At 43.0% G+C, this 13,508-nt stretch carries 13 protein-coding genes; 1 reads left to right on the forward strand and 12 read right to left on the reverse strand.

Going from position 1 to position 13,508, the window contains the following annotated elements:
• Window positions 1-158: 158 nt before the first annotated feature.
• The 8 genes from eno to rpoN all read right to left on the reverse strand — a co-directional run bounded on the left by eno (window position 159) and on the right by rpoN (window position 9,126).
• Complete coding sequence (eno, locus tag BMW59_RS20310) at window positions 159-1,442, reverse strand: phosphopyruvate hydratase (protein ID WP_093056008.1); 1,284 nt, start codon at window positions 1,440-1,442, stop codon at window positions 159-161.
• Window positions 1,443-1,503: 61 nt separating this feature from the next.
• The gene (gene gpmI / locus BMW59_RS20315) at window positions 1,504-3,042 is read right to left on the reverse strand and encodes a 2,3-bisphosphoglycerate-independent phosphoglycerate mutase (RefSeq protein ID WP_093056010.1); all 1,539 of its coding nucleotides are present in this window, start codon (window positions 3,040-3,042) and stop codon (window positions 1,504-1,506) included.
• Complete coding sequence (tpiA, locus tag BMW59_RS20320) at window positions 3,035-3,793, reverse strand: triose-phosphate isomerase (protein ID WP_093056012.1); 759 nt, start codon at window positions 3,791-3,793, stop codon at window positions 3,035-3,037. Before tpiA ends, gpmI begins: the two co-directional genes overlap by 8 nt.
• 21 nt (window positions 3,794-3,814) lie before the next feature.
• Complete coding sequence (locus BMW59_RS20325; protein ID WP_093056013.1) at window positions 3,815-4,999, reverse strand: phosphoglycerate kinase; 1,185 nt, start codon at window positions 4,997-4,999, stop codon at window positions 3,815-3,817.
• Window positions 5,000-5,165: 166 nt separating this feature from the next.
• Window positions 5,166-6,173, reverse strand: coding sequence for a type I glyceraldehyde-3-phosphate dehydrogenase (gap, locus tag BMW59_RS20330; protein WP_093056014.1), 1,008 nt, complete (start codon window positions 6,171-6,173; stop codon window positions 5,166-5,168).
• A 106-nt stretch (window positions 6,174-6,279) separates the two neighbouring features.
• Window positions 6,280-7,311, reverse strand: a complete 1,032-nt coding sequence (locus tag BMW59_RS20335; protein ID WP_093056016.1) for a sugar-binding transcriptional regulator — start codon at window positions 7,309-7,311, stop codon at window positions 6,280-6,282.
• Window positions 7,312-7,521: 210 nt separating this feature from the next.
• A complete protein-coding gene (locus tag BMW59_RS20340) occupies window positions 7,522-7,761 on the reverse strand; it encodes a glutaredoxin family protein (protein ID WP_093056018.1) in 240 nt (79 codons plus the stop codon).
• 18 nt (window positions 7,762-7,779) lie between these two features.
• Window positions 7,780-9,126, reverse strand: a complete 1,347-nt coding sequence (rpoN, locus tag BMW59_RS20345) for an RNA polymerase factor sigma-54 (RefSeq protein ID WP_177174454.1) — start codon at window positions 9,124-9,126, stop codon at window positions 7,780-7,782.
• 324 nt (window positions 9,127-9,450) lie between these two features.
• Between rpoN and clpP the strand changes: the two genes are divergently transcribed.
• Window positions 9,451-10,050 carry an ATP-dependent Clp endopeptidase proteolytic subunit ClpP gene (gene clpP / locus BMW59_RS20350; RefSeq protein WP_093056022.1) on the forward strand — a complete coding sequence of 200 codons (600 nt, stop codon included), beginning with the start codon at window positions 9,451-9,453 and terminating at the stop codon, window positions 10,048-10,050.
• Between the two features lie 259 nt (window positions 10,051-10,309).
• Here the strand turns inward: clpP and BMW59_RS20355 are convergent, their stop codons facing one another.
• The 4 genes from BMW59_RS20355 to rapZ all read right to left on the reverse strand — a co-directional run bounded on the left by BMW59_RS20355 (window position 10,310) and on the right by rapZ (window position 13,494).
• Window positions 10,310-10,567, reverse strand: a complete 258-nt coding sequence (locus tag BMW59_RS20355; protein WP_093056024.1) for an HPr family phosphocarrier protein — start codon at window positions 10,565-10,567, stop codon at window positions 10,310-10,312.
• An 83-nt stretch (window positions 10,568-10,650) separates the two neighbouring features.
• The gene (whiA, locus tag BMW59_RS20360) at window positions 10,651-11,592 is read right to left on the reverse strand and encodes a DNA-binding protein WhiA (protein WP_093056026.1); all 942 of its coding nucleotides are present in this window, start codon (window positions 11,590-11,592) and stop codon (window positions 10,651-10,653) included.
• A 67-nt stretch (window positions 11,593-11,659) separates the two neighbouring features.
• Window positions 11,660-12,604 carry a gluconeogenesis factor YvcK family protein gene (locus BMW59_RS20365; RefSeq protein ID WP_093056028.1) on the reverse strand — a complete coding sequence of 315 codons (945 nt, stop codon included), beginning with the start codon at window positions 12,602-12,604 and terminating at the stop codon, window positions 11,660-11,662.
• Window positions 12,601-13,494 (reverse strand): RNase adapter RapZ, encoded by an 894-nt coding sequence (rapZ, locus tag BMW59_RS20370; RefSeq protein WP_093056030.1) that lies wholly within the window; start codon window positions 13,492-13,494, stop codon window positions 12,601-12,603. Before rapZ ends, BMW59_RS20365 begins: the two co-directional genes overlap by 4 nt.
• Between the last annotated feature and the right edge of the window lie 14 nt (window positions 13,495-13,508).

Raw genomic sequence — 13,508 nt, forward strand, 5'->3', positions numbered from 1 at the left:
GCCTCGTCCGCCTTTTTTTAAAATTAGCCTAAAAAACACATTACATATATTAACATTAATGTATTTATTATACTTACGTGCAATCGTTATGGGTCAGACCCCCCATCTTCTGGAAAAAAAACCCGGTTTCCAAAGAAACCGGGGTTTTACATCGTTTATTACTTTTCTAAGTTGTAGAATGCTTTACTTCCGGCATACTGGCCGATATATTGAAGTTCATCTTCAATACGAAGCAATTGGTTGTACTTCGCTACACGGTCCGTACGGGAAGGAGCACCTGTTTTAATCTGGCCGGCATTTGTAGCAACGGCAATATCAGCAATAGTGCTGTCTTCTGTTTCACCGGAGCGGTGAGAAATAACATTTGTGTAGCCTGCACGCTTGGCCATTTCAATGGCATCGAAAGTTTCGGAAAGTGTACCGATCTGGTTCACTTTAATAAGGATTGAGTTACCGATACCTTCTTTAATACCGCGGGAAAGTTTCTCGGTGTTCGTTACGAACAGATCGTCACCTACAAGCTGAACCTTGTCACCAAGACGCTCTGTTAGAAGCTTAAAGCCTTCCCAGTCGTTTTCGTCAAGTCCGTCTTCAATTGAAACGATTGGGTATTTTTCGCAAAGGTCCGCATAGAAGTCAACCATTTCTTCAGAAGTTTTAACGACGCCTTCACCCTTAAGGTTATATTTGCCATCTTCATAAATTTCAGAAGCGGCCACATCCATAGCAAGCTGGATCTGTTCACCCGGCTTATAGCCAGCTTTTTCTACTGCTTCAATAATTGTAGCCAGGGCTTCTTCGTTAGAGCCAAGGTTAGGTGCGAATCCGCCTTCGTCACCTACAGCTGTATTGTAGCCTTTAGAGCTTAATACTTTCTTAAGGTTGTGGAAAATTTCCGCTCCCATTTGAAGAGCTTGAGTAAAGCTTTCAGCGCCTACAGGCATGATCATGAATTCCTGGATGTCTACGTTATTATCAGCGTGCTCTCCGCCGTTTAAGATGTTCATCATTGGTGTTGGAAGAGTCTTTGCGCTGAATCCGCCAAGGTAAACATAAAGCGGAAGGCCTAACGCTTCAGCAGCTGCACGTGCTGTAGCCATAGATACACCAAGAATTGCGTTAGCGCCTAGTTTAGCCTTGTTAGGTGTCCCGTCAAGCTCGATCATTAACTGGTCAATGCCAAGCTGATCGAGGGCATCAAAGCCGACAAGTTCAGGAGCAATCACTTCATTAACGTTTTCCACTGCTTTGGAAACGCCTTTACCCATCCAGGCATCTCCGCCGTCACGAAGTTCTACTGCTTCATATTCACCTGTAGAGGCACCGCTTGGTACAATCGCACGGCCAAATGCGCCGCTTTCTACGTGAACTTCTACTTCTACTGTTGGGTTCCCGCGGGAATCTAATACCTGGCGTGCGTATACATCTGTAATTAATGTCATAATCTCAAAACACTCCTTTGATTTTTAAAAATATAGTCGATTTTTCGCTTCTACACTATTATTACTTTTTAATTAATGATTTACCAGTCATTTCTTCAGGCTGGTCTACTTTCAGCAATTGAAGCATCGTTGGGGCAAGATCGCCTAAGATGCCGTCTTCCCTAAGCTCAACCCCTTTATCGGTAACAATCACTGGTACCGGGTTGGTCGTGTGAGCTGTCATCGGGGTGCCTTCTTCCGTAATAAGCACATCTGCATTTCCGTGGTCGGCAGTAATGATCGTTTTACCGCCTTTTTCTTCAATCAAATCCACTACTTTGCCTAAACACTCATCAACAGCTTCAACCGCCTTAATTGTCGGCTCCATTTTCCCTGAATGACCGACCATATCCGGGTTGGCAAAATTAAGGATGATCATATCATGCTTATCCGCATTAATTTCATCCAGAAGGGCGTCCGTTACTTCATAAGCGCTCATTTCCGGCTTCAAGTCATACGTTGCCACTTTAGGTGAATCGATTAAAACTCTCTCTTCTCCCGGGAACTGCTGTTCACGGCCTCCGCTGAAAAAGAAAGTGACGTGCGGGTACTTTTCAGTTTCCGCAATGCGAAGCTGTTTTAATCCTGCATCCGATACTACTTCGCCAAGCACTTTATCAAGGTTTGTCGGTTCAAACGCGACAAGTCCCTGCACAGATTCGCTGAAGTGTGTCAGACAAACATAGTGGACGTTTTTCGGAAAACGGTCGCCGCGATCAAAGTCTGAAAAATCAGGATTAGTAAAGACCTGGGACATCTGAATCGCACGGTCCGGTCTGAAGTTGAAAAAGACGATTGCATCGTCATCCTGGATTGTACCGACCGGTGTTTCACCGTCTTCTTTCGTCATCACTGAAGGAAGGACAAATTCATCATGGATCTCGTTTTTATAAGAGTCTTCCAGCGCTTCCGAAGCGGAACGGTATTTCAGTCCGTCGCCGTATACCATCGCACGGTAGCCCTTCTCAACGCGATCCCAGCGTTTGTCTCTGTCCATCGCATAATAACGGCCCTGGATGGATGCCAGTTCTCCCAGCTGCAGTTCTTTCATTTTATCTTCAATAATTTGAATGTACTTATCTGCAGACTGCGGGCCTACGTCACGTCCATCAAGGAAACCGTGAACATACACTTTTTTCACGCCTTCTTTTTTAGCCAACTCAAGAAGAGCCATGAGATGGTTAATATGGCTGTGGATTCCGCCGTCAGACAGAAGTCCGTACAAATGCAGTGCAGTATCGTGTTTCTTCACATGGTCCATCGCTTCTAAAAACGTTTCATTCTTGAAAAATTCCTGTTCCTCGATGGCGAGGTTTACCCTTGTCAAACTTTGATAGACCACTCTGCCGGCGCCGATATTTAAATGGCCCACTTCAGAGTTGCCCATTTGGCCTTCAGGAAGGCCGACTGCCAGTCCGCAAGCTTGAAGAGTCGCATGCGGATAGTTATTCCAGTAACGGTCAAAGTTTGGTGTGTTCGCCTGGGCTACTGCGTTCCCTTCCTGATCGTCACGAAGGGCAAAACCATCAAGAATAATTAATGCTTTTGGTTGCTTACTCATTTCCTGCCTCCACAAGTTGTAAAAATGATTGAGCTTCGAGGCTTGCTCCTCCTACAAGAGCACCGTCAATGTCAGACTGGCCGAGAAGCTCTTTAATATTAGCCGGCTTCACGCTTCCGCCGTACTGGATACGAACGGCTTCTGCAGCCTCTTGAGAGAAAGTTTCCCCTACTACACGGCGGATAACGCCACACGTCTCATTAGCCTCTTCTGAAGAAGCCGTTTTGCCTGTTCCTATCGCCCAGACGGGTTCATAAGCAATGACAGTCTGCTTTACCTGCTCTTCGGTTAACCCTTTTAATCCGTCATTAACTTGTTTAGTGACGACATTATTTGTTTCATTTGCTTCACGCTGTTCTAAGGTTTCACCTACACAAACAATCGGTACGAGGCCGTGTTTGAATGCAGCATGGACTTTCTGGTTGACACTTTCATCTGTTTCACCGAACAGTTCACGTCGTTCAGAGTGGCCGATCACCACGTATTCGACACCGAGATCTTTTAATGCTACCGGGCTGACTTCCCCTGTAAATGCCCCGTTTTCTTCAAAATGCATGTTTTGGGCACCGACTTTTACGTCAGTTCCTTTCGCTTCTTCAATCAGCGCATCAAGAAATAAATATGGGGAACAAATGACGGATTCCACTGTATCAGCGGACGGGACAAGCCCTTTTACTTCCTGAATAAAGTCAAGAGCTTCGGCCTTTGTTTTGTTCATTTTCCAGTTTCCTGCAATAATCGGTTTACGCATGAAAATGCCTCCTAAAAATTATTATTTATCGTTTAATGCTACTACGCCTGGAAGGTCTTTCCCTTCAATAAATTCAAGTGAGGCGCCGCCGCCTGTAGAAATATGGTCCATCTTATCCGCAAAACCGAATTTTTCCACCGCTGCAGCAGAATCGCCGCCGCCGATCACTGTGTAAGTCTCACTTGCATCAGCAAGCGCTTCGGCAACTCCTTTAGTACCTTTAGCAAATTTCTCTAATTCAAAAACGCCCATTGGTCCGTTCCAGATAACGAGTTTTGAATTTTGCACGACGTCACGGTAAGTTTCAAGAGTTTTTGGCCCGATATCCAATGCCTGCCAGTCAGAGGGGATTTCAGTAATATCCACAACTTTAGTGTCAGCATCTTCACCAAACTTATCAGCAATCACACCATCAATAGGCATATAGAAATTAACGCCTTGCTTTTCGGCTTTCTCCATAAACTGCTTGGCAAGATCGATTTTATCTTCTTCAAGCAGGGATTCCCCGATTTCATGGCCTTTAGCTTTGATAAACGTGTAAGCAAGACCGCCGCCGATAATTAAATTATCAACTTTATCAAGAAGATTATCGATGACACCGATTTTATCTTTTACTTTGGCTCCACCGATAATGGCTGTAAATGGGCGCTCCGGGTTAGCCATCGCTTTGCCGAGAACTTCAAGCTCTTTTTCCATCAGAAGACCGGCCACTGCAGGTAAATGCTGAGCGATTCCTTCTGTTGAAGCATGAGCACGGTGAGCTGCACCGAATGCATCATTTACATAAACATCTGCAAGTTCAGCCATTTGTTTGGCAAGTTCAGCGTCATTTTTTTCTTCCCCAGCTTCAAAACGTACATTTTCAAGAAGCAGGACGCCGCCATCATCAAGTTGCTCAATAGCTTTTTTAGGCTCTTCACCATATACTTCATCTGTTTTTAAAACAGACTGATTCAGAAGATCGCTTAGACGCTTTGCTACAGGGTCCAGGCGGAGCTCTTCAACTGCTTCTCCTTTAGGACGGCCTAAATGGCTGGCGAGAATCACTTTAGCACCTTTTTCTATTAAAAGCTGAATTGTAGGCAAAGCAGCACGAATACGCGTATCGTCCGTTACTTCTCCGTTGCTCATAGGCACGTTAAAGTCTACACGGCAAAATACACGTTTACCTTTCACATCTGTATCCCGGATGGATTTCTTATTCATTGGTAATTGCCTCCTTTAATTAAGGTCAGTGGTTAAGTACATGCAGAGAACAGCCCTCTAATTTACCCGGTGAACCGTCCAAAGCTGCTATGAAATAAAAAGGAGACAGGACACGGGCCCGCCTCCTAATTGTCAGATCGATCAGGATGGATCAAATGGCTGAGACTTAAAGTCCTTGCTCTACGATGTAATCAACAAGATTTACAACTTGCGCAGAGTAGCCAGTTTCATTGTCATACCAGGAAATAACTTTAACCATATTGCCTTCCATTACCATAGTGGAAAGAGCATCGATCGTTGAAGCATAAGTGTTGCCGTTATAGTCCTTAGAAACGAGCGGCTCTTCGCTGTATCCAAGAATTCCTTTTAATTCACCTTCAGAAGCTTCTTTAAATGCTGCGTTAACTTCTTCAGCAGTCACTTCTTTTCCAAGCTCAGCAGTTAAGTCAACAAGAGAAACGTTTGGAGTTGGCACACGCATTGCTCCACCGTTTAATTTGCCTTTAAGCTCAGGAAGAACAAGAGAAACCGCTTTGGCTGCACCAGTGCTTGTTGGAATGATAGATTCCGCAGCAGCACGTGCACGACGGTAGTCTTTATGAGGCAAATCAAGAATTTGCTGGTCATTCGTATATGAGTGAACAGTTGTCATCATACCGCGCTTAAGACCGAACTTGTCGTTAAGAACTTTAGCGAATGGCGCTAAACAGTTAGTTGTACAAGAAGCGTTGGAAATAACGTGGTGGTTTGCAGGGTCATATTTGTCTTCATTTACGCCCATAACCACTGTAATGTCTTCTTCTTTTGCCGGTGCTGAAATAACAACTTTTTTAGCTCCAGCTTCAAGGTGCTTGGCAGCTGCATCACGCTGAGTGAAAATTCCTGTAGATTCAACAACAACTTCTACACCCATTTCACCCCACTTAAGGTTAGCTGGATCTTTTTCTGCAGTTACTTTAATTTCTTTACCGTCTACTACAAGGTTGTCGCCTTGAGCTTCCACTTTCACGTCAAGTTTTCCGTGAACGGAGTCATATTGTAATAAGTGAGCAAGCATGTTTGCATCTGTAAGATCATTTACTGCTACTACTTCTACCTTAGGATTTTGAAGAGCTTGTCTGAAAACGACACGTCCAATTCGTCCAAAACCGTTAATACCTACTTTTGTTGCCATGAATAAATTCCTCCTTAAGTTTGGTAAAGCATTAATATATTTTCAAAGGGGGATATCCCCTTGAATAAACAACTCATCTTTTGTCTATTATCTTTCAGGGAAAAACTTAAACTTCATTTTTAGCAAGAATGGCTCTTGCGGCACCTTCATCTGTCACAAGGGTCTGGTTAGGCCTTCGTTTCATATAGGCTTCAATGGCCTCTGCCTTTGAGGCACCTCCGGCTACAGCAATGATGCATGGGATCTCTTCCAGATCTTCAAGCTGCAAACCGATCGTAAGCACCTTATGAATAATCTCTCCGGATTGATTAAAATAATAACCAAATGCTTCAGCTACTGCCTTTTTATCTTTCAGTTCCCCAAGTACGCGAGATGAAGAATTTCTTCTGATAGCCATCGCCTCAGCTTCCCCTATTCCATGAATAACCATGGTCGCCGACTGTATAAGCCGAAGGATATCCTGAACCGAAGGCTCACTGATTAGAGATTCATATGCTTCTTTACTGAGCTGGTCGGGTACATGGAGAAGCCTGTATGAGCCCATTGCTTTTCTTGCCATCGTGGCGCAAATTGTATTCGCCTGGTTTTCCACCTGCTCACCGAGTCCGCCGCGGGCCGGAACAAATAACGTTTCCTTCAGGCCTGAATCCGGAACGAGCATTTCAGCTACAGCGGCTATTGACGTTCCGCCTGTGACCGCTATGACATTGTTTTCAGCAGCCATCCGCTGCTTTATAAGAGTGACGCATGTACGTCCCATTTCTTTCTGGACCCACGCATACTCATCACTGTCTCCCGGCACAATATGAACATCTTTAATACCAAGCCGCGTTTTTAATTCTTCTTCCATCGTGCGCGTTTGAAACACATCTTTCATAACTACTTCCAACTGGCTAAGCAAATTATTCCCTTCATCGGTTAATGTCATTCCAGTTGGGGCAAATTCAATGAGCCCCTGTTCTTTCAGGAAAGTGACTTCACTTCTCAGAACCCTTTCCGACATTTCCAGGTTACCAGCTAAAGTCCTGCGGCCAATCGGCTGCATTAAACGGATAAAGCGCAATATACGGTAGCGCTGACCGAGTACTTCAACCAGATCGGGCAATAATTTTTTTTGCAAGTCTAAAAGCGTGTTCATCGGCATTCTCCTTTTGCCGTGGATATGTAAGGGACTTTTTCCGTCCCTTGTAGACATATTATGTCCCACTATGGCCGAAAAAAAAGATCATTCCTTTTAAATGCATTTGAAAAGCAAGCTCTTAACACTTGCAAATCAATTGTAACAAGGAAGGATCTTTAAATCAATTCAATTCTTGTGAACAAATTGTTGAGATTTTGTTGGGCGCTTTCATTTAAGATTCAGATTTTTTACCAGCTCTTCTTTCGAAATAATTCCTTCATCAATGACCCGGCCTCCGCCGTCTTCAATAACAGGGATTCTGATCTGGTACTTTTCAAGCCACTCATCCTTTGAATAAATGTCTCTCATTTCTATCTCTAAATCTGCACTGTCTTCCAGACTTTTCAGCTTTTCCAGGCCTTTATCGCAAAGCGGACACTTTTCTTTTGTATAAAAGAATACTTTCATATCACTCACATACTCTCCTCATTTATGCCTTTTTCGTTGGGAAGATGAAGAGATATGCATTTCTTCCCTGTATTTTGCTACAGTTCTTCTCGACACACGGATCTTGTGCTCGGATTTTAATAAATCGGCAAGCTTCTGGTCTGAGAACGGTTTGTGCTTGTTCTCTTCATCTATTAGCCTTTTCATGTAAATTTTAACCCGCTCGGAAGAACTCGACTCAGCCGAATCCCTTCCCACAGCAGAGGTGAAAAAGTACTTCAGCTCATAAAGCCCTCTTGGTGTCTGAACGTATTTTTTCATGGTTGCCCGTGACACGGTTGATTCATGGACATCCGTCTCTTCCGAGATTGTTTTCAGAGTAAGCGGCTTCAAATGTGATGGTCCGTGGAGAAAGAAATCATACTGATGGCGGACGATAGCTTCTGTCACCTTTAATATTGTCTGCTGCCTTTGTTCAATACTTCGCAGGATCCATTGGAACTGGTCAAATTTCTGTTTCATGTATTTACGGATATCGGTTTCATTATCTTTGAGCATTTTTTCATAATGCTTATTCATAAACATTTTAGGCATATGCTGTTCGTTCAGCCTGACCACGAAGTCATTTTTAATTTTCATGACAGTCACGTCCGGAACAACATAACGTGCCGGCTCATCGTGGAAGACCGCTCCGGGTCTTGGATTTAATGTCTGAATAAAATCTGCCACATACTGAACATCATCAATGGTCACATTTTCAGCTTTTGCTATCTCTTTAAATTTATTTTTAGCCAGAATATCCAGGTGATTCATAATAACAGCTTCAGTTAACGGGTCTTTCGTTTCCAGCTGTCTTAGCTGAATCAGAAGACATTCTTTTAAATTACGGGCCCCTACTCCGAAAGGTTCCAGACTCTGAAGTACTTCCATTCCCTTCGTCACGGCTTCTTCTTCTTCAGACATTTCTTCTGCAAGTTCTTCACACGTTTGTTTTAAATAGCCGTTTTCATCTACGCTTAAAGCAAGATAGGTGACAATTCTCCTGGTCTCCGGCTGAAGATGAAGGAGCCGGATCTGGTTTAACAAATAATCCTGAAGCCCTTCTTCTTGCTCGCTGATATAATCCAGCGGGGAGTAATCCTCTTCCCCGTCGTATTTAGATTTATAGTCATAAACAGGTGTAAATTCATTCATTTTTTGCCGTTCAACTTCTTCTGTTACATTGTGGTCTTTAAGTTCAATCAGCGGATTCTCCAGTTGCTGATCATGAAGATAGTCATTTAGTTCCAGAGCAGAATATTGCAGTATGGTAATGGCCTGCCGCAATTCATTCGTCATCACCATTTTCATCGACTGTTGCTGATACAATCCAAAATCCATATTCATTCTGAACAGCCTCCTTGGTTTCATTATATATGAAAGCGCCATCCCTGTGTCTGACAAATCACTCCATGGTTAACCGTTATAATCATATCATATTTCACAACCCTTCACTTTACGTTCTGCTTTATTATATTCATGTGTTTGTTGTTTTAAAAAAAGGGAAAACGGTTAAGATGAAAGTGGAACATTTATAACGATAAGCAGAAAAATTTCAGTTTCAGGGAAGTATTATTTGACCTTCATTGACCTTTAAGGTTATGATGGGATTATACTTAGAAAAAAATTGGCTAATTGGCTAATGAATCCATTTAAAGGAGGAACATATTCATGAATTTAGTCCCTACGGTTATTGAACAAACAAATCGCGGTGAGCGGGCATATGATATTTATTCCCGTTTGTTAAAGGATCGTATTGTTATGCTCGGTTCAGGTATAGACGACAACGTATCCAACTCTATTGTCGCCCAGCTTCTGTTCCTTGCAGCTGACGATCCAGAGAAAGACATTTCACTGTATATTAACAGCCCGGGCGGATCGATCACTTCCGGTATGGCAATTTATGATACAATGCAGTTTATTAAACCAAAAGTGCAGACCATCTGCATCGGTATGGCTGCTTCTATGGGGGCATTCCTGTTAGCTGCCGGTGAACCTGGAAAGCGTTTTGCCCTTCCAAACAGTGAAGTGATGATTCATCAGCCGTTAGGCGGCACGCAGGGTCAGGCATCAGACATTGAAATTCACGCTAAACGAATTGTAGAAATGAAAGAGAAGCTAAATCAGATCCTGTCAGAGCGCACTGGCCAGCCGATCGAAACAATCCGTAAAGATACAGACCGTGATAACTTTATGAGTGCTATGGATGCAAAGAATTACGGTTTAATTGATGATGTTATGGATAAAGGCGGCGACGTAGGCGCCAAATAATATTTTTAAAGAGCGGGCCGTTCAGGCGCCGCTCTTTTATATTCCAAGGCCTGCAGCTGTAAAAAGTAACTTAAATATTTTTCTTCCGATAGTATGTGTGGACTTCCGCTTATTTACTTTAAAAAGATGGAGTCTTCCAAAGAATAAAACAGAGTTTTCAGTCCGCCATGCGGACGCTTGCCCAGGGGCTTAGCGTCTATTTCATAAACAAAAGCACCTCCAAATAATTATTTGAGGGTGCCCTTAGTTAAAGCATTTATTATTCTTCCTGTCCTACAAAATCAACTAAAGCTTCCATGGCTGCCTGCTCATCGGGTCCGTCCACTTTTAAATGTATGTCTTTATTAGCCCCTACAGCCAGGCTCATTATTCCCATAATACTTTTAGCATTAACATTTTTCCCGTCTTTTTCAATAAAAATTTCAGACGAAAAACGGTTTGCTTCCTGGACAAATAACGCTGCGGGTCTTGCCTGAAGTCCTGTTTTCCGTTTTACTGTTATCGTTTTTTCGATCATTGTGTATCCTCCTTATTTTCCGCATAAATAATTAACTCAAATCATTCAAACGCTTTCATGCCTGTCTTTATGAAAAGCAGGGGTTAAACTTTCTCCCCTGCACGCAGCTTATTTGCAAACTCTTCTATTTTCCGCAAACGGTGATTGACACCTGATTTACTCACTTTTCCGCTTTCAACCATTTCCCCCAGTTCTTTCAAGGTCACGTCCTGGTGTTCAATCCGCAGTTCGGCAATTTCCTGAAGTTTGTCCGGCAGAGCATCGAGTCCTACTTCGTTTTTTATAAAACGAATATTCTCCACCTGCCGCATAGCGGCTCCTACTGTTTTATTCAAGTTAGCTGTTTCACAATTGACTAGACGATTGACTGAGTTCCGCATATCTTTCATAATGCGGACATCTTCGAACCTTAATAAAGCCTGGTGGGCTCCGATCACATTAAGGAACTCACTGATTTTCTCTCCCTCTTTTAAATATAAAATAAACCCTTTTTTTCTTTCGATCATTTTGGCGCTAAGATGGAAATGATTCATCAACTCGCATAACGAACGGTTATGATCTTCATATAAAGAAAAAATTTCAAGGTGGTAAGAAGAAGTTTCAGGGTGGTTAACGGAGCCTCCCGCTAAGAATGCGCCGCGTAAATAAGCCCGCTTGCAGCAATCTTTATTTATCAATTTCTCTGAAATCTGCCTTGTAAACGCAAATGATTCATCAACGATATGAAGGGACTCAAGAATTTTTCTAGCCTCTTTTGAGATCCTCACGACATATACGTTATTTTTTTTCAGTCTCATTTTTTTTCTGACGAGAAGTTCTACATGAACGTCGTAGTTGGATTTTAACAAAGTATAAATCCTTCTTGCAATAGCCGCATTTTCAGTCTGAATATCGAGAGTGATCTGCATGTTGCGGATCGAAATCGTACCATTCATTCGTATTAATGCCGCCAGTTCAGCTTTCGAACAGCACCCGTCTGCTTCCATATGGGTTAATTCTTTTTTTGTCATAGAAGCAAAAGACATCGGTCTCACCTCCAGCCTCTTATCTTAATTGCAGGATGGGCTTACGGTTTGATTTATTATATCAGGACTATAACAAAGATACTAATCTTTGCGACACTTTTAAAGCATCGTGCCGCAGAAGGGTGTTATCAAAGTATAATAAATGATCACCAATCAGCAGAACATCCATCTCTTTTAAGGTGCTTTCATCCACAGGGACACCCGCCGCTCCTTCTTCCTTATACCGCTGAGCGTACGAAAAAGGAATAGGCGCTGTATTAAATAACACCGCATCGACTATTTTCTCTCCCATATGGTCATCTATAGCAAATACATGATCGGACACAGTAAAACCGTCTGTTTCACCAGGCTGTGTCATCACATTGCAAATATAAACTTTCGTAGCCCTCGACTGCCTTAAAGCTTCTTTCATACCTGGAACTAAGAGATTAGGAATGACGCTCGTATATAAACTGCCGGGACCAAGGACGATCAGGTCAGCTTCTTCTATAGCGTGAACGGCTTCTGCCATTGGTTTCGGATTCTCCGGTTCTATGAACACACGCTTAATTGTTTTATGGGCATCCGGAATGTTCGACTCGCCTGCTGTGAAGCTTCCGTCAGTATACTCGGCATGCAGCGTAATATGCTCGTTGGACGCAGGAATGACTTTACCTTTTACATTAAGTACCCTGCTGATCTCCTGAACTCCCTGTGCAAAGTCCCCTGTAATAGAAGACATACCTGCCAGAAGAAGATTTCCGAGCGAATGACCCGACAAACCATTGCCGTTTTGAAAACGATGCTGGAAAAGCTCTTCAACTAGTGGTTCAACTTCTGATAAAGCGATTAATACATTTCTGATATCTCCAGGCGGCGGGATATTCAGCTCTTTCCTTAACCTGCCCGAGCTTCCTCCATCATCTGCGACTGTAACAATCGCAGAAATATCAACCGGGAAAGTTTTCAGTCCTCGTAAAAGGACGGATAAGCCAGTTCCGCCGCCTAAGACAACTATTTTTGCCTTTTTCAATTTTCTTTTCTTCCTTTTTCAACATCTCTGTGGGTCACATAAGTGAAATAATCCAGTTGTTCCAGCCTTTTTTTAAAATATTCAGCTAATGTAACCGAGCGGTGTTTCCCGCCTGTACAGCCGATGGCCAGAATGAGCTGGCTTTTCCCTTCGCGTTTATAATGAGGAAGCATATATTGAAGCAAGTCATCCAGTTTGTCAATAAACTGCTGTGTTTCTTTCCATTTTAATACATAATCAGAAACTTCTTTATCAAGCCCGGTTTGCGGCCGCATATGATCGATGTAATGGGGGTTTGGAAGGAACCTTACGTCAAACACCAGGTCTGCATCTATAGGAATGCCATGTTTGTATCCGAATGACAGCACATGCACACTAAATGATTCCCTTGCTTCTGAAGAGAACCGGTTTAAAATACGCTCTCTAAGTTCGAGGGGCTTTAAATCGGTTGTATCAATAATCATCTGCGCTTGTCCTCTCAGGTCATCCAGCATTTCCCGTTCCGCTGTAATCCCTTCAAGAGGCCCTCCCCCGTCTGCCAGCGGGTGGGACCTCCTTGTTTCTTTATAGCGTCTCACAAGCACCGTGTCTTTAGCATCTAAAAATACAATTTGCGGAGTGACTTTCGATTCTGAAGAAATAGCATTTATAGACTCAAATAAATGATCAAAGAATTCCCGCCCTCTCAAATCAATGACTAAAGCCACTTTTTTCATTCTGCCCCCTGAACCTTCTACTAAATCAATAAATTTAGGAATAAGTGCGGGAGGTAAATTATCGACACAGAAATATCCCATATCTTCAAAGCTTTGTACTGCAACCGTCTTACCGGCTCCAGACATACCGGTGATTATAACTAATTCAATATTTTCCGAGGCTTTCTCTGTCACAGGAAACTCCCCCT

The sequence above is a fragment of the Salipaludibacillus aurantiacus genome (assembly GCF_900111295.1).
Classification (GTDB): domain Bacteria; phylum Bacillota; class Bacilli; order Bacillales; family Salisediminibacteriaceae; genus Salipaludibacillus; species Salipaludibacillus aurantiacus.